A 16,006-nucleotide genomic window follows, 5' to 3' on the forward strand; every position below is an offset into this window, starting at 1 on the left:
TGTGGCGGCTGGCGATCGTGAAGATTTACCACGCTCGCAGCACTGATCCACTCAGGCGTTTGTGGGGCAGGCCACAGGAAGAACCGGACAAATGTAAACCGGCGTAACAAAGTGAACGGTGGAGGTGACTCGATCGTTATCCGGACTTGAGCATCCTCTAAACGAACACTCCGTCACTACGGCATGAGCGATTCGATGAGGGTCTCCTGGAGGCCCCCGAGCCAGAAGTAGGCCATCACCATGGGCTTGCGGGGGTCGGAGTCCGGCAGCCCGAGCAGTTCGCCGCCGTCGTCCTCATCGGTCACCTCGAGCCGGGTGCCGATGGCCAGCCGCAGGTCGTTGAGGGCGCCCAGCCACTGCCGGGACCGCTCCGGCTCCAGCTCCAGCACCGCCGGGACCTGGCTGACCTCGGCGGAGGACAGCGCGTCCAGGTCCCGCACCATCGCCAGGGCGTCATCGCGCTTGCGCGCCCGCAGATCGTTCTCGGTGAAGCGGCGGAACTCGGCGGAGGCGGCATGCGCCTCCTTCTCCTCCTCGGCGCCCAGCTCCGCGTCCGGCGCCACATAGGCGTCCGGGAACAGCCGGGCCAGCGCCGGGTCGGCGGGCGGTTTGCTGGGCCCCTCGGCGAACAGCGCGTCCAGCGGATCGGTCGTGCCCTCCGGCTGGTCACCGGGGCCGATCAGCTCGGCGAGCTGTACGGCCAGGCTGCGCAGAATGGAGATCTCGACCTCGTCCAGGGCGAGCGCCGCACCACCGCCGGGCAGCGGCTCGAATCGTCCCGACATCAGCGCTCCTGCTGGAGGGTCGCCCACAGGCCGTAGCCGTGCATCGCCTGCACGTCGCGCTCCATCTCCTCGCGGCTGCCGCTCGAGACGATCGCGCGGCCCTTGTGGTGAACATCCATCATCAGACGGTGCGCCTTGTCCTTGGAGTAGCCGAAGTAGCTCTGAAAGACGTATGTCACATAGCTCATGAGGTTGACGGGGTCGTTGTGCACCACCGTCACCCAGGGAACGTCGGGCTCCGGCACCATCGACGGCGCTTCACGGGATTCTGGACGCTCGATCTCCACGGGGACGCTCACACCCCCAATGCTGCCACCCGGTATGGGCCGTCGCGCAAACCGGCACCCCTATCTCGTCACTCTGACGAGAATGAGGTAGCATCGGCTCCATGGACACTGCGGACTTGGGACTGCCGGTGGACGTACCGTCGACCGCACTCTTCACCGACCGGTACGAACTCACCATGCTCCAGGCCGCGCTGCGGTCCGGCACCGCCGATCGCCGCGCGGTCTTCGAGGTCTTCACCCGGCGGCTGCCCGAGGGCCGTCGCTATGGAGTTGTCGGGGGAACCGGCCGCGTCCTGGACGCCGTCGAGAACTTCCGCTTCGACACCGCGGTGCTGGACTTCCTCGCGCACCACCGGATCGTGGACGAACCGACGCTCCGCTGGCTCGCCGACTACCGCTTCACCGGCGACATCTGGGGCTATCCCGAGGGCGAGGTCTACTTCCCCGGTTCACCCGTGATGCGGGTGGAGGGCAGCTTCGCCGAGGCGGTGCTGCTGGAGACCGTCATCCTCTCCATCCTCAACCACGACTCGGCGGTGGCCGCCGCCGCGTCGCGGATGTCGGTGGCCGCGGGCGACCGCCCGCTGATCGAGATGGGCGCGCGCCGCACCCATGAACTGGCCGCCGTGGCCGCCTCGCGCGCCGCCTATGTCGGCGGCTTCGCCAGCACCTCCGATCTCGCGGCCGGATTCCGCTACAACATCCCGACGGTGGGCACCAGCGCCCACGCCTTCACCCTGCTGCACGACACCGAGCACGACGCCTTCACCGCACAGGTCGACTCGCTCGGCAGCGCCACCACCCTGCTGGTGGACACCTTCGACGTGGCCGAGGCGGTGCGCAGCGCGGTGGAGGTCGCCGGGACGGAGCTGGGCGCGGTGCGTATCGACTCCGGCGATCTGCTGCTGCTCGCCCACCGGGTCCGTCAGCAGCTGGACGACCTGGGCGCGAAGCGCACCCGGATCGTGGTCACCAGCGATCTCGACGAGTACGCCATCGCCTCGCTGGCCGCGGCCCCGGTGGACGCGTACGGGGTGGGCACCCAGCTGGTCACCGGCAGCGGCCACCCCACCTGCTCGATGGTCTACAAGCTGGTCGCGCGGGCGGATTCGGACGACCCCGGGGCCCCGCTGCTGCCGGTGGCGAAGAAGTCCATGGGCGCCAAGGGCTCGGTGGGCGGCCGCAAATGGGCGGCGCGGCGGCTGGACGAGGACGGGGTGGCCGAGGCCGAGGTGGTCGGCGGCGGTGCGGTCCCGGCGGAGCTGGCCGGGCGGGAGCTGCTGGTGGAGCTGGTGCGCGGGGGCGAGATCGTGGGGCGCGAACCGCTGGACGCGGCGCGTGACCGGCACAAGGTGGCGCGGGCGGGGCTGCCTCTGTCGGCGACCCAGCTCTCGCGCGGTGAACCGGTGATCCCCACCGAATACCCGCGGAGCTGAAGGAGGCGCGGAGCGTGCCCACTGCCGCATCCGGCGCCGAGTCTCTACCCTCGGTGACAGCCGTTACCACATCATCCGCTTCGGGCCGAGGCGTTTCCCGGTCCTGTCCGTTCCTCGTCGGAAGGCATGTGTCATGCACCGGGCACTGATCGTGGTCGACATCCAGAACGACTTCTGCGAGGGAGGCAGCCTCGCCGTGAAGGGCGGGGGCGATGTCGCCGCGGCCATCACCGATCTGATCGGGGCGGCGACCGCCGGTTACCGCCATGTGGTCGCCACCCGCGATCACCACATCGACCCCGGTGATCACTTCTCCGCCCGCCCGGACTATATGGACAGCTGGCCACCGCACTGTGTCGCGGGCACCGAGGGCATCGGCTTCCACCCGAACTTCGCGCCCGCGGTCGCCTCCGGGGCGATCGACGCGGTCTTCGACAAGGGTGAGTACACCGCGGCGTACAGCGGCTTCGAGGGCAGCGACGAACACGGCACCCCGCTGGCGCGCTGGCTGCGCGAGCGCGGGGTGACCGAGGTGGACGTGGTCGGCATCGCCACCGACCACTGTGTGCGGGCCACCGCGCTGGACGCGCGCCGTGAGGGGTTGGTCACCCATGTGCTGCTGGATCTGACCGCCGGGGTGGCCGAGAAGTCGACCCGGCGCGCCGTGGAGGAGATGCGGGCCGCGGGGGTGGAGCTGACCGGCGCCCCGGTCGTCTGACCCCGTGGGAGCGCGCCCAGGGCCCCTCATCGCGGTGCGGTGAGGGGCCCTGGTGTGTGCCGTACGGCTAGGGCGTATGCGCGGCCGGCGGCCTGAGCAGGGCGGCGATGGGGTGCCAGAGCTCCCCTCCGCCGTCCGGCGCGGTGCGCCAGACCAGTCCGTCCGGATGGTGCAGGACCGCCGTCACCTCATCCGGTGTCGGCGGTGCCGCGTTACCGCGCAGATAGACGGCGCGGAGCCCGAGATTGCGCAGCCTGGTCAGGGCGCGCTGTCGGTTGGCGGCGTGTACCAGGACGCGTACGCCGCCGTCGCCCAGCGGGCGCGGCAGTGTGATCGCGACCACCACACTGCCGCCGGGCAGCTTGGTGAATCCTCCATCGGCCATTGCGGTTCATGTCCCCCGTGAGACGTCGTGTCAATAAGAAGGTCGTAGGGGCATCTAAACGCGAACGGCCGCCGCCCGCTAGGGGGCGACGGCCGCTACCGCTCTGACCTGCGAAAACGCAGTTTTGTTGATTTATGAAGCTGACGGTCCGACGCGTACGGTCATCATGGAGCCGTCCTTGCGCTCCTTGAGGATCTTGATCCGGGTGTTGGTGTCAGCAATCTTCACACCACCGGTGGGGTTGCTCTCGTCCCAGTACGTGTTCTTTCCGTCATCGAAGACCGGAATGCCCGCCTTGCTCTTGACCTTCGCGGCCTTGCCGTCCTTGTGGACGGTGTAGCCGTCGCTGCGGTACGTGCTGAAGGGCGAGTCGTACGCCTGGAACCGGTTGCGCATGAGCGTGCCGTCCGCCCACTTCTCGGCGGTCGGGTGCGCGTCGACCGGCAGGATCTGACCGGTGCCCGGGTGGGCGCTCACATTGTTGTCCGGCTGCGAGGTGTCCCACTTCCAGATCAGCAGACCGTTCTGGTACGGGAAGTGCTCGACCCAGTTGGGACGGGTGGAGGTCCAGCCGAAGTTGTACGGACCCGTCTTGAGGGTCTTGTCGTAGCTCACGTACTGGCGGTTCTCGGCGAGGTAGTACTGCGGGTAGTCCTTGGTGAACGAGCCGCCGATGCGCGAGAAGCCGTTGGTCGTCCAGCCGTTGTCGTCACCCTCGGCGTTGTCCGAGAAGACCGGGGAGCCGTCCGCGGTCAGCGTGATGGCGTCGGCCGCGAAGCCCTTCTGTGCCACTCCGCCGTCGGTCTGGTAGCGGAAGCGCAGGTCGATCTTCTTGCCGGCGTAGGCGTCCAGCGGGAAGGAGAGCTTCTTGTACGCGCCGGAGGTGCCGGTCAGGGCCGGCTTGTCACCGGCGTCCCGCGGGATGGCCTTGCCGTCCGCGGTGCCGTCCACCGGCGTCCAGTTGGCGCCGCCGTCCGTGGAGACCTCGGCGTAGAGGTAGTCGTAGTTCTCCTCGATGTCCCACCAGCCCTGGAGGTCCAGGCTGGCCTTGGACTTGCCGGTGAGGTCCACCGACCGGCTCAGGGTGTTCTTCAGATCGTCACCCATCCCGCTCCACCACTGCTTGGCGCCCTCGGCGGGCTTGACCACCTCGGTGGTGACGGGCTTGGCGGGCAGTTCGACGACCAGCGCCTGCTTGTTCTTGGTGTTGTACTCGGCGACGCCCAGGGTGTGGGTCGACTTCTTCCCGGCCTTGGCGGTGGCGTGGTTCAGCCAGCCGAGCTGGAGCTTGTCCCACGCGTTCATGTCGCCGGGGAGGTCACCGATGGAGTCCTTGCCGGTGCCCAGCCAGGAACCGGAGGACATCAGCGACCAGAAGGCCACGGACGACTCGCCCTTGCCGGAGGTGTCGTACTCGTCCGGCAGACCGAGGTCATGGCCGTACTCATGGGCGAAGACGCCGAGTCCGCCGTTCTCCGGCTGCATCGTGTAGTCGCCGACCCAGATTCCGGAGTCACCGATCTGGGTGCCGCCCGACTTGTTCTCGGCCGGGCCGGTGCGACCGGCGTCGGTGCCGTACGCGTACCAGCGGTGGGCCCAGATCGCGTTCTCGGCCTGCGCGCCGCCGCCCGCGGACTCGTCCTCACCGGCGTGCACGATCTGGAAGTGGTCGATGTAGCCGTCGGGCTCGTTGAAGTTGCCGTCGTTGTCGTGGTCGTAGCGGTCCCACTGGTCGTACTTGGCCAGGTCCGCCTTGATCTGCGCGTCGGTGCGACCGGCCGCCTTCTGGTCCTTGGCCCACTGGTTGACCCCGTCGCGGATCAGGTCCCAGGCGTTGGAGCAGTTGGTCTGACCGCAGTAGTTGGACCCGTAACGGGCCTCGTTCCAGTCGACCTTGACCCAATCGGAGACCTCGCCGTCGACCGAGTACCGGCCGGAGGACTGCCGCTCGTAGTACTTCTTCAGGGACTCCTTCTTCTTGTCCTTGGAGAAGTACATGTCCTGGAAGTGCTTGCGGTTGAAGTCCTTCTGCCAGTCGGTGCTGTTGTCGTCCTTGCGGTCCGGCTCGGCGATGGTGTTGTGGGCCGGGCCCGGGTCGCCGCCGTACTTCTTCACCGGGGGCTTGGGACCGTCCCCGTCCGGGTCGACCATCGTGGTGTTGTCGACCTTGTCGCCGAACTCGACCAGGATGGTGAAGATCTTGTCGGTCTTCTCCCGGGCCAGCTCGACGTACTTCCCCTTGCCGAGCTTCACCACCTGCGACCCGCCGCGCTTGGCGGCCTTCGCGTCCCCGGAGATGACCTGACGCAGGGCCTCCTCGCGCTGCGCTTCCTGCGTCTTGCTGTAGGGGCCGGCCAGATCGTGCTTCACATCCGTCTTCGCGGGCGCCGGGTCCTGACGCTCAACTCGCGTAGACGGTGCGTCTGCCTGTGCCATGCCGGTGGACAGGGCCGCAGCGCCGAGCGCGGCCACCACCGTGGCTATGGCAGCCGATCTGGCCGCCCTCCGTTGACTGTTCACTTGTTGATTCCTCCCCTTTACGCCGGTGCGGACATTTGACCGGAGTGGCAGGAGAAAAGACAGACCTTGACTTGGATTGGTGGGACAAGTACGTTAACCGGTCCGCCGGATACCGGTTACCGGACGTCAACGGGCGCGTCCATCTCGTCAGTTGGACGGCGTGATGATTCCGTGCGCCCCTCATGCAACGGCACCGTGGGTGAGGTCACGCTTACACGCGTTCCCCTCGGGCATTCAGCACCGTAGAGTCAATTCGGCGGTGCACATCAGCCTGACTCCTGCCAGACGCATACCCCCCGCATACCGATGCCTCGAGGACGGATCTCGCCATGCCGCGTCCGACTCCTGCACAGCTCGCCTACGGTTCGGCCACCGTCGTGGTCTCGACCTTCGCCCTGTTGCTGCTGTCCGAGGCCAGGTCAGCGCTGTGGGTGGGGGTCATCGCGATGGCAGGTCTGCTGCTCGGCCTCCTGGTCGCCGTCACCGGGCCGTTCGCCCGCGCGGCCCGTGCGCCCCACCCGCCCCAGGGCTCTCGTACGGTCCGGACGAACCGGCCGCGGCCGAGCGCTCCGGCGCGCGCCTCAGCCGAGACGGCGGGCGTCGGCGAGCACTCGTTCCACGGCTGATCCCGCTCGGTTCACGCCGTCACCACCACGGTCCGCGCCACCTTGTCGTGCAGCGCGCGCCGGTACGGCTTGTCCCATAGCGGCGATACCGAGTTGACCAGCCAGAACACCGTGCCGACCAGCAGCGGCACCAGCATCCCCGGCAGGGTGTACACCGCCGCCCGCGCCCAGCCCTGCCGCCCCGGCACATCCCCGTCGGAGAGCATCGCGACCCGGATCCGCAGCGCCCTCTTGCCAAGGGTCTGGCCGGTACGGGACAGCATCCGCCCCTCATAGCCGAAATAGACCGCCATGGTGAGCACCAGCGCCACGATCACCCTGCCCATGTCCTGCTTGCCCGGGTGGTCCACCGCGTACTGGAGCGCCCCGGTCGCCACCAGCGCCACCGTCCAGATGACGCCGAGGACAAGGGTGTCGAGAAGCCGGGCGGCCAGGCGCTGACCCGGTGTCGCCAGCGGCGGCATCCCGGCGAGCTGGGGGTTCTGCGGCGGCGACAGCGGCTCGGGGCTCATGCCCCGATTACATCAGCAGCCCCTGACCGCCCGGTACCTCAGGGTCGGACCGGACCTTCCGCGTACGCGGTCTCAGGACACCGTGGAGACCACGACCGTCTTGGCCGCCTTGTCGTGCAGACACTGCCGATACGGCCGGTCCCAGGTGCACCACAAGACGTTGATCAGCCAGAAGATGAAACCGCAGCAGGGCACGATCTCGGGCAGGGCATAGACCCCGGCGCGCACCCAGCCGGGCTGGCCGACCGGCGGCTGGCCGTTCTCCAGCATCGCCACCCGGATCTTCATCGCCTTCTTTCCCACCGTCTGGCCGTAGTGGGTGAGCATCAATCCTTCGTAGACGAAGTACACCAGCGCGTACACGATGGTGACCGTGGACGACCGGGCGCTTCCGTCCACCGGGTCATAACCGCCCAGGATCGCGGCCATGACCAGCCCCACCGGGATGCCGACGAGCAGCGCGTCGATGATCCGGGCGATCAGACGGCGGCCCAGATGCGCCAGCGGGGGCATGCCCGCGAGCGGATCGTCCTCGTCGCGGTGTTCGCCGTACGGGGTGCCGTTGGTGCCGCCGCCCGTGCCCCCGGTACCGCCGCTGTCCTCGGGGCCGCCGGTCGGCGGGTGTTTGGCGAACGGATCGCTGCCCCGGTCCCGGGGCTCATCGGCCCCGGGGGGCGGCTGGTCGGTGCTCATGGCCCGAGTCGAACCCGGAGCCGGGGCCGCCGCATCCGGCGTACCCCCTTCGGGCGACCCGGCTGGTCCATCCGCCTCAGCCGGAGGCCGCCACGAAGGTGCGCGCCGCCTTGTCGTGCCAGCACTGCCGCCAGGGGCGGTCGAACAGGCACCAGATCACGTTCAGCACGCCGATCGCCAGCAGTCCCAGCACCGAGTAGACCAGCCAGCGGCGCAGCGCGGCCCCGAACGACGGCTTGTCATGCCCCTCGATGTCCAGGACCCGTACCCCGGCCAGCTTCTTGCCCAGGGTGCGGCCCCAGACGGCGCTGGGCAGCGCCTCCAGGACGATGCCGAGGACCAGCAGCAGACCGAGCACCATGCCCAGATAGCCGCCGGTGGTGCCGTCCAGGAAGTAGACGGTGACGGTCTCGCCGGTCCGCTTCGCCGTCTCCACCTTCTCGTCGATATGGTCGCCCGCCTTTGCCCACAGGGGCAGCGCGGCGGCGCCGACGATGCCGAGCAGGACGACGGTGTCGATCAGCCGGGCGAGGAGACGGCGGCCGAGCGGGGCGGGCCGCCCTTGGGCCTGCGCGGCCTGGAGGAAGGGGTTGTCGGCGGGCGGCTTCCACGGGATGACGCCCTCGGGTGCGCCTTGGCCGCCGCCGGGTTGCGGCTGCCCGTGCTGGTGCCCCTGCTGCTGCCCGTGCTGGGCGAGTTGGTGCACCTGCTGCTGCCAGGGCGGGGCGCCCGGGGCGCCGCTCTGTGGGGGCGGGCCACCGTAGGACTGCTGCGGTTGCGGCTGCGGGGGTTGCGGCTGCGGAGGCTGCTGTTGCTGTTGCGGCTGCTGCTGTTGCGGCTGCTGCTGCTGCTGTTGCTGGGGCTGGGCCGGGGGTGTGGCGGCCGCGGGACCCTGGCCCGGACCGCCGCCCGCGACCGTGCGGAACGCCATCGTGCCCTGGTCCCGCCCCTGGCCCTGACCCTGGCCAGGGGCGGGGGTGTCCTCTCCGCCGTCCGCCGGGGGCAGTTCCGGGTTCCGCCGCACCGGCGGCAGGGCCTGGGTGGAACGGTCCTTGGGCGTCCGGGTCCCGCTTCCGCGCATGGTCAGCGTGGAGTTGTCCGGGCCGCCGCCCTGCTGGTCGCCACCACCCGGCTGGTCACCGCCGCTCGCCGGGTCCTCCGCCGCGCGCCGCGGATCGGGCACCCCGGGCAGCGGCCCGGCCTGGGCGCCGCCGGGGCCGTCGTGCTCCGAGCCCCAGAAGATCCGGCGGTCCTGCTCACTTCCGTACCCCGCCTGCCGCGAGGCATCGGCCTGCCAGGCCGTGGCGGGCTCGGGCCGGGAGCCGTGCAACCGCCGTGGATCGTCCCAGTCCACCGGGGCCGCGGTCCCGCCGGGCGGCACCGGTTGGGCCCCCGCACCGGCCGTCCCACCGTCCCGGACATCCATCTCCCCGCGCGGGCGCACCTCGGGCAGCGCCCCACCGGTCCCCTGCGCGGGACCCGACGCCGGGTCCTCGTCCAGGAACATCGGCCCGGTCTCGTCCCCCGCCGGGGCGATGACCTGGGTGTGGGTCACCCCGGGCGGCGGCGCGGGCATGGACTCGCCCTCGGAGGGCGCGGGCCTGCTGGTGCCCGGCACCCAGGCCGCGCCGTTCCAGTAACGGATGTAGCCAGGGATGGACGGATCCGGATAAAAGCCAGGAATGGAGCTGCCGTCAGCGGATCCTGAGGTAGAAGCGCTCATGATCTCCGATGTCCCGTATCTGCTTCAGCCGTGCTGTCCTGCGCTGCGCCTGAGTGGTGCCTCGCGGGTGGGGGGCCCAAGCAGTCTGCCGTAGAAGAGCCGCAGCGCAACCCGGAGCGCGCGGGTCAAGGTCTATCAGACGTGACGGCGTCATGTGCCCGTCATCCCCCGGCACCACCCTCCCGTGCGACCCGTACCCGACCCCCCGAGCCCCCGGCACCGGCCCACGTGGCGAGCGATTTGACCTGACCTGTCAGTAACTGGACTGATCTGAAAGGTTATTGACGCATTCGGTCAACTCGTGGGACGTTATTGATCGTTCGCCTTCGCGTACCTCGTGAACCGGAGGTCAAACCGCGCGGGGCGGACATCGCAGAGAACGGGGGACGGCGCACTGACCATGCCGTCTTCTCGCGAGAACGACAGCACGGAGGAACGATGATGAAACATCGAGCCAAGCGCATGATCGGCGCCGGTCTGGGACTGTCGGCACTGTTGGTCGTGGGGACACCGGCGGTAGCGAGCGCCGCGTCGGCGGCATCGGGTACGGCGAAGGGCGAGAGCGGCAAGGTGTCCGTGCAGCGGGAATGTGGCTTCCAGGACCTCAGGAAGTACATCAACTGCAACGATCACAACTACCGGATTCGTGTGACGTACTACAACAACAGCGCTCCGGGTAACCCCGGCGGAGAGAAGCTGCTGTGCGTCAAGCCCGGCGAGACCGACCTCTACGCGGCCCTGCCGATGGTCGGTGTCTTCACCAGCGCCGAGAAGCTGAACGACGACACCTGCTCGACCTGATCCGCTGAGGCACGCGGGCCCCGCCCGCGTGTGACCTGCATGAGGCCCCCGCTCCACGGAGTGGGGGCCTCGGTGCGTGCGGCGGCGGTGTGAGGCTGGCCACGGCGCGGAGTTGAACACCGGGGGACGGCCCGGCGTACCTCGTTCTGGTCGGCCGTTACCGTGAGGTGACCGCACCGGACGGCGGACCGCACCACCCCCGGCAGGGAACCGAGCCCGCCCACGGGCGACGCGGAACGGGACCTGCCGACGAATGGAAGGGCAACAGATGGACTACTGCGCCTCGTGCCGCAGGACTCTCAACGGGGTTGTCACCTGTCCGGAATGCGGTGCGTACGACCCGCTGGCCGGACCGGCCGACCCCAAGGCGCTGAGCACGCGGGCCATCGCCCAGCAGGTCTTCGGGCCCGAGCGCAGAGAGGACACGGCCGAGGCCGTCGCCCCGCTGACCGCTCAGCTCGGTGCCGTGACGCTCACCCAGCCCAGCCCCGTACGGCGGAGCAAGCGGCGGCGCAGGGCCGTGGCCGTGGCGGCGCTCGCGGTGGTGGGCGGGCTGGCCGCCGGTTCGCTGCTGTTGACGCAGCGCTCCGAGGGCCCGTCGCATACGGTGTCGGAGCGGGACGGCAAGACGCCCGGGGAGCCCGAGGCCGATACGTCGGAGTCCACACCCGGCACCGCGGTGTCGCCCGCGTCGCGGGCGCCGGACCGGGCCAGCCGTCAGGGGCGGCCCACGTTCACCGCTCCCCCGCCCACGACCACCCCGCCCCGGCCGTCGCCCGGCGCCAGCGAACCGGCGGCCGAGGAGAGCGGCGCCCCGCCGTCGGCCACCCGTACCCGTAAGCCGCCCAAGGAGACGCCGACGCGGCGGCCCAGTCACACGCCCCGGCCGCCCAAGCCCTCGTCGAGCGGCCGCCCCGGGCCCATACCGTCGGGGACGGCCACGCCCAGCCCGTCGGGGTCCGGCAGCCCGTCCTCCCCGGTCCCCTCCCGGTGATCAGAAGAGCTTGCCCGGGTTCAGCAGGCCCAGCGGATCGAAGACGTCCTTGATACCACGCTGCAACTCCACGCCCACCGGGCCGAGTTCGCGGGCCAGCCACTCCCGTTTGAGCACTCCGACGCCGTGTTCGCCGGTGATCGTGCCGCCCAGCTGAAGACCGAGGGCCATGATCTCGTCGAACGACTCCCGGGCCCGCCGGGACTCATCGGGGTCGGCGGCGTCGAAGCAGACGGTGGGGTGGGTGTTGCCGTCCCCGGCGTGGGCGACGACGCCGATGGTCAGCCGGTACTTCTCGGCGATGGCGGCGGTGCCGTCGATCATCTCGGCCAGCCGGGAGCGCGGTACGCAGACGTCGTCGATCATGGTGACGCCCTTGACCGCCTCCAGGGCGGTCAGGGTCATCCGGCGGGCCTGGAGCAGCAGTTCCGACTCGGCGGCGTCATCGGCCGGGACCACCTCGGTGGCGCCCGCCGCCGCGCACAGCTCACCGACGGCGGCGAGGTCGGCGGCCGGGTCGGGGGTGTCGAAGGCCGCCATCAGCAGCGCCTCGGTGGTCTCCGGCAGCCCCATCCCGCCCATCGCGTTGACCGCGCGGACGCTCGTGCGGTCCATCAGCTCCAGCAGCGAGGGGGTGTGCCCGCGCTCCATGATCCGGCAGATGGCGTCACACGCGGTGGCCGTGGAGGGGAACTCGGCGGCCAGGACGAGCTGTTCGGGCGGGCTGGGCCTGAGCGCGAGCACCGCCCGTACGACGATGCCGAGGCTGCCCTCGGAGCCGACGAACAGCCGGGTGAGGTCATAGCCCGCGACGCCCTTGGCGGTGCGGCGGCCGGTGCTGAACAGCCGTCCGTCCGCCAGCACCACGTCCAGGCCCAGGACGTATTCGGCGGTGACGCCGTACTTCACACAGCACAGCCCGCCGGACGCGGTGCCGATATTGCCGCCGATGGTGCACTCCTCCCAGCTGGAGGGGTCCGGCGGGTAGTACAGCCCCTTCTCCATCACCGCGCGGGACAGTGCCGCGTTCACCACGCCCGGTTCCACGACCGCGATCCGGTCCACCGGGTTGATCTCCAGGATGCGGTCCATCTTCACCAGGGACAGCACGACGCAGCCGTCGGAGGCGTTGGCCGCGCCGGACAGTCCGGTGCGCGCGCCCTGGGGGACGATCGGGACGCGCAGCGCGGTGGCGGTGCGGCAGATGTGCTGCACCTGCTCGACGGTGCGGGGCAGGACGACCACGGCGGGCGTGCCCGCCTCGCAGAAGCTGGCCATGTCGTGTGCGTACGCCCCGGTGACATCGGGGTCGGTCAGCACCGCCTCCTCGGGGAGGCCCTCCCGCAGCAGCTCGATGAGGTCGGTCATGCCTCCAGCGTCGCACCCGGCCGCCCGCCAGGGAAGATCGCGACGGTGTGGCGCCGCCTCGGCCTACTGCGGCTTGTAGTAGACGCTCACCTTGCGGTCGCCCGTGGCGCCCGAGGCGAAGCCCATGCACAGCCGCCGGGGGTCGGTCAGCTGGATCGCCATCCCCTCCGGCTCGCGGTAGCCGAGCGAGTGGGCGGCCTCGGTACGGGCCCGCTGGACCAGTTCGCCGGTGCGCAGGTCGACGCAGGAGACGTGGGTGTTGCCGTGGCCGGAGGGCGGGTTGGCGCCGCCCTCGTCGGTGTAGGCGGTGCCCGTCAGCTGGTAGACGTGGTCGCCGAGCACCGCGAAGCCCCGGAAGGTCTCGTTCGCGGCCACCCCGGCCTGGGGTATGTCGTACAGCGCGGTGTACCTCCCGGCCGTGACGTCGGCCAGCCTCATCAGCCGGTAGCGGGGCACCCCGTTCAGCCGGTAGCGCATCAGCAGGCGCTTGTCGAGCATGTCGACGGCGGGCTGGTTGGCGGTCGAACCGGCCACCGGCCGGTGCTTGACCAGCGAGGACGAACCGCTGGACAGCACGGTCCCGGCGGCGAACCGGAAGCGGCTGATGGCGCGCCCGTAGCCGGAGGCGGGGTCGGCGTCGGACTCGGTCCACAGATAGGCGGTGCCGCCCACCGGCTCACAGCCGATGGCCGCCCCGTGCCCGAACCCCTTGAGATACATGGAGCCCAGTTCGGCACCGGCGAGCGACATCCTGGTGAGGCACATATCGCCGTGCGCGGCCCGGTCGGCGCCGGAGACGGGTCCCGGCTCGCCGTCGAGCTGGATCCCGCCTTCCATCAGCTGGAGGACGTAGAGGTGGTGGTGGGTGTCGTCGAACGCGAAGGACTGGAGCACCGTGGCGTTGTGCGGTGTCTTCTCCCGCAGCAGCCGGGTGGAGGGCGCGGTCAGATCGAACCGGCCCCCTTCGGTCGCCGCCGATGCCTCGGTACGGGCCGAGAAGGCCGCGAACGCTCCCGCGGCGGCCGCGCCGCCCGCGAGGGCGAACCTGCGCCGGGTCAACCGCCCCGCGTCATATGTGTCCTGGGTGTCCTCGGACATGCGAACTCCACAACTCCCCTGCGATCTCGCCCTGTTGGAGTGAACAGGTCGCCGAGAGTGTAGACGCTGGAGGTCGCCCTCCCGCCCGGGGTTCGGATTTTTCGAGCGGGACCGGCGAAGGGCCGTGCGGGCGTCCGCGGCATCTGCTCGGGGCATACGACGGCATACGACGGCCCCGGGCGGTGGGGGGTCGCCCGGGGCCGTCAGCGGGGTGGATCAATGGTTCCGGATCAGAGGTTTCCGCGCTTCTCCTGCTCCCGCTCGATCGCCTCGAACAGGGCCTTGAAGTTGCCCTTGCCGAAGCCCATCGAGCCATGGCGCTCGATCATCTCGAAGAAGACGGTCGGCCGGTCCTGGACCGGCTTGGTGAAGATCTGGAGCAGATAGCCGTCCTCGTCGCGGTCGGCGAGGATCTTCAGCTCGCGCAGCTCCTCGATCGGCACCCGGGTGTCGCCGACCCACTCGCCGAGGGTGTCGTAGTACGAGTCCGGGACGTTGAGGAACTGGACACCGGCGGCCCGCATGGTCCGGACGGTCGAGACGATGTCGCTGGTGGCGAGCGCGATGTGCTGGACCCCGGGGCCGCCGTAGAACTCCAGGTACTCGTCGATCTGCGACTTCTTCTTCGCGATCGCGGGCTCGTTCAGCGGGAATTTCACCTTCTTGGTGCCGTCGGCGACGACCTTCGACATCAGCGCCGAGTACTCGGTCGCGATGTCGTCGCCCACGAACTCCTTCATGTTGGTGAAACCCATGACGTTGTTGTAGAAGGCGACCCACTCGTCCATCTTGCCGAGCTCGACATTGCCCACGCAGTGGTCGATGGCCTGGAAGGTGCGCTTGGCCGGCGGGGCCACGAGGGGGTCGGCGGCCACGAAACCGGGCAGGTAGGGGCCGTCGTAGCCGGTGCGCTCGACGAGGGTGTGGCGGGTGTCGCCGTAGGTGCGGATGGAGGCGAGCACCACGGTGCCGTGCTCGTCCTTGACGTCGTGCGGCTCCTCGATACCGGTGGCGCCGTGCTCGACGGCGTAGGCGTACGCGGCGCGGACGTCCGGCACCTCGACGGCCAGGTCGATGACCCCGTCGCCGTGCTCGGCGACATGCCCGGCGAGGAAGCGGCCCCATTCGGTGCCGGGCTTGATGACCGAGGTGAACACGAAGCGGGCGCTGCCCGAGACGAGGACGTAACTGGCGGTCTCGCGGCTGCCGTTCTCCGGTCCGGAGTAGGCCACGAGCTTCATACCGAACGCGGTGGCGTAGTAGTGGGCCGCCTGCTTGGCATTGCCGACCGCGAAGACCACCGCGTCCATCCCCTTCACCGGGAAGGGGTCGGCCTGCCGCGCGGTGGACGGGGTGGGGTTCAGGATCTCAGTCATACCTGAAGCGTCTCCCCGAGGTTCAGGGTGCGCAACAGTTCGCGAAATCGCTGAGCATTCTGTATAGCCATATCGACGTTCCGCGCGGCATTCTGCACACAGTGACCACCATCACAGCGGTGGTCGCCCTGTGCCGGGAGGTGTCCATGGGAATCGACGGGCTCGACGCCGGACTGATCGAGCTGCTCGCACACGAGCCGCGGATCGGGGTGCTGGAGGCGTCCCGCCGCCTCGGGGTGGCGCGCGGTACGGCGCAGGCGCGGCTGGACCGGCTGCGGGCGCAGGGGGTGATCCGCGGCTTCGGCCCGGAGGTGGATCCGGCGGCGCTGGGCTATCCGGTGACCGCGTTCGCGACGCTGGAGATCAAGCAGGGCCAGGGGGCGGACGTGCGGACGCATCTGGCGGGTGTCCCGGAGGTGCTGGAGCTGCACACCACCACCGGCCACGGCGACATGCTGTGCCGTCTCGTCGCCCGCTCCAACGCCGATCTCCAGCGGGTGATCGACCTGGTCGTGGGGTTCGAGGGGATCGTCCGGGCCTCGACGGCGATCGTGATGGAGAACGCGGTACCGCTGCGGATCATCCCGCTGGTGCGGCAGGCGGCACAGGACTGAGCGGCACAGGACTGGTCCGAGCGCGGCGAGTGGATCCAAAGGTTTCGTTGCAAAGAAGTACTTGCAACGA

The 16,006-nt window shown here is 69.9% G+C and carries 16 protein-coding genes; 6 read left to right on the top strand and 10 right to left on the bottom strand.

The window, feature by feature from the left end; all coding sequences use genetic code 11:
* Positions 1-176: 176 nt before the first annotated feature.
* The gene (locus AB0C66_RS27525; protein WP_362444069.1) at positions 177-785 is read right to left on the bottom strand and encodes a DUF2017 domain-containing protein; all 609 of its coding nucleotides are present in this window, start codon (positions 783-785) and stop codon (positions 177-179) included.
* A complete protein-coding gene (gene clpS, locus AB0C66_RS27530) occupies positions 785-1,093 on the bottom strand; it encodes an ATP-dependent Clp protease adapter ClpS (RefSeq protein ID WP_362444410.1) in 309 nt (102 codons plus the stop codon). The genes AB0C66_RS27525 and clpS overlap by 1 nt, the downstream gene beginning before the upstream one ends.
* An 80-nt stretch (positions 1,094-1,173) precedes the next feature.
* On the opposite strand from clpS, the gene AB0C66_RS27535 reads away from it, so the two are divergent.
* Positions 1,174-2,508: a nicotinate phosphoribosyltransferase gene (locus AB0C66_RS27535; protein ID WP_362444072.1), complete on the top strand. Its 1,335-nt coding sequence runs from the start codon at positions 1,174-1,176 to the stop codon at positions 2,506-2,508.
* A gap of 133 nt (positions 2,509-2,641) precedes the next feature.
* Positions 2,642-3,226: an isochorismatase family protein gene (locus AB0C66_RS27540; RefSeq protein WP_362444075.1), complete on the top strand. Its 585-nt coding sequence runs from the start codon at positions 2,642-2,644 to the stop codon at positions 3,224-3,226.
* Between the two features lie 67 nt (positions 3,227-3,293).
* Here the strand turns inward: AB0C66_RS27540 and AB0C66_RS27545 are convergent, their stop codons facing one another.
* Together AB0C66_RS27545 and AB0C66_RS27550 are read right to left on the bottom strand one after the other, a co-directional pair.
* The gene (locus AB0C66_RS27545) at positions 3,294-3,611 is read right to left on the bottom strand and encodes a hypothetical protein (protein WP_362444078.1); all 318 of its coding nucleotides are present in this window, start codon (positions 3,609-3,611) and stop codon (positions 3,294-3,296) included.
* 132 nt (positions 3,612-3,743) lie between these two features.
* Positions 3,744-6,131: an immune inhibitor A domain-containing protein gene (locus tag AB0C66_RS27550; protein WP_362444081.1), complete on the bottom strand. Its 2,388-nt coding sequence runs from the start codon at positions 6,129-6,131 to the stop codon at positions 3,744-3,746.
* 329 nt (positions 6,132-6,460) lie between these two features.
* Between AB0C66_RS27550 and AB0C66_RS27555 the strand changes: the two genes are divergently transcribed.
* On the top strand, positions 6,461-6,757 hold the full coding sequence (locus AB0C66_RS27555) for a hypothetical protein (RefSeq protein WP_362444084.1): 297 nt from the start codon (positions 6,461-6,463) through the stop codon (positions 6,755-6,757).
* Between the two features lie 11 nt (positions 6,758-6,768).
* Here the strand turns inward: AB0C66_RS27555 and AB0C66_RS27560 are convergent, their stop codons facing one another.
* From AB0C66_RS27560 to AB0C66_RS27570, 3 genes are all read right to left on the bottom strand, one after another.
* On the bottom strand, positions 6,769-7,269 hold the full coding sequence (locus tag AB0C66_RS27560) for an RDD family protein (protein WP_362444087.1): 501 nt from the start codon (positions 7,267-7,269) through the stop codon (positions 6,769-6,771).
* 72 nt (positions 7,270-7,341) lie between these two features.
* On the bottom strand, positions 7,342-7,962 hold the full coding sequence (locus AB0C66_RS27565) for an RDD family protein (RefSeq protein WP_362444090.1): 621 nt from the start codon (positions 7,960-7,962) through the stop codon (positions 7,342-7,344).
* 76 nt (positions 7,963-8,038) lie between these two features.
* Positions 8,039-9,685 carry an RDD family protein gene (locus AB0C66_RS27570; RefSeq protein WP_362444093.1) on the bottom strand — a complete coding sequence of 549 codons (1,647 nt, stop codon included), beginning with the start codon at positions 9,683-9,685 and terminating at the stop codon, positions 8,039-8,041.
* Between the two features lie 438 nt (positions 9,686-10,123).
* Here AB0C66_RS27570 and AB0C66_RS27575 point away from each other — a divergent pair, with 438 nt between their 5' ends.
* Both AB0C66_RS27575 and AB0C66_RS27580 read left to right on the top strand, forming a co-directional pair.
* On the top strand, positions 10,124-10,486 hold the full coding sequence (locus AB0C66_RS27575) for a hypothetical protein (RefSeq protein ID WP_362444096.1): 363 nt from the start codon (positions 10,124-10,126) through the stop codon (positions 10,484-10,486).
* 268 nt (positions 10,487-10,754) lie between these two features.
* Entirely contained in the window at positions 10,755-11,480 is a 726-nt protein-coding gene (locus AB0C66_RS27580; protein ID WP_362444098.1) for a hypothetical protein, read from the top strand.
* Here AB0C66_RS27580 and AB0C66_RS27585 read toward each other — a convergent pair whose 3' ends face one another.
* From AB0C66_RS27585 to hppD, 3 genes are all read right to left on the bottom strand, one after another.
* Entirely contained in the window at positions 11,481-12,848 is a 1,368-nt protein-coding gene (locus tag AB0C66_RS27585) for an FAD-linked oxidase C-terminal domain-containing protein (RefSeq protein WP_362444101.1), read from the bottom strand.
* Between the two features lie 63 nt (positions 12,849-12,911).
* Positions 12,912-13,946, bottom strand: coding sequence for a teichoic acid biosynthesis protein C (locus tag AB0C66_RS27590; RefSeq protein WP_362444104.1), 1,035 nt, complete (start codon positions 13,944-13,946; stop codon positions 12,912-12,914).
* 230 nt (positions 13,947-14,176) lie between these two features.
* The gene (hppD, locus tag AB0C66_RS27595; protein WP_362444107.1) at positions 14,177-15,322 is read right to left on the bottom strand and encodes a 4-hydroxyphenylpyruvate dioxygenase; all 1,146 of its coding nucleotides are present in this window, start codon (positions 15,320-15,322) and stop codon (positions 14,177-14,179) included.
* A 146-nt stretch (positions 15,323-15,468) separates the two neighbouring features.
* Between hppD and AB0C66_RS27600 the strand changes: the two genes are divergently transcribed.
* Positions 15,469-15,936: an Lrp/AsnC family transcriptional regulator gene (locus AB0C66_RS27600; protein WP_362444413.1), complete on the top strand. Its 468-nt coding sequence runs from the start codon at positions 15,469-15,471 to the stop codon at positions 15,934-15,936.
* The last annotated feature ends 70 nt before the right edge of the window (positions 15,937-16,006 follow it).

The sequence above is a fragment of the Streptomyces sp. NPDC048636 genome, assembly GCF_040650655.1.
In the GTDB taxonomy this organism is placed as follows: Bacteria; Actinomycetota; Actinomycetes; order Streptomycetales; family Streptomycetaceae; genus Streptomyces.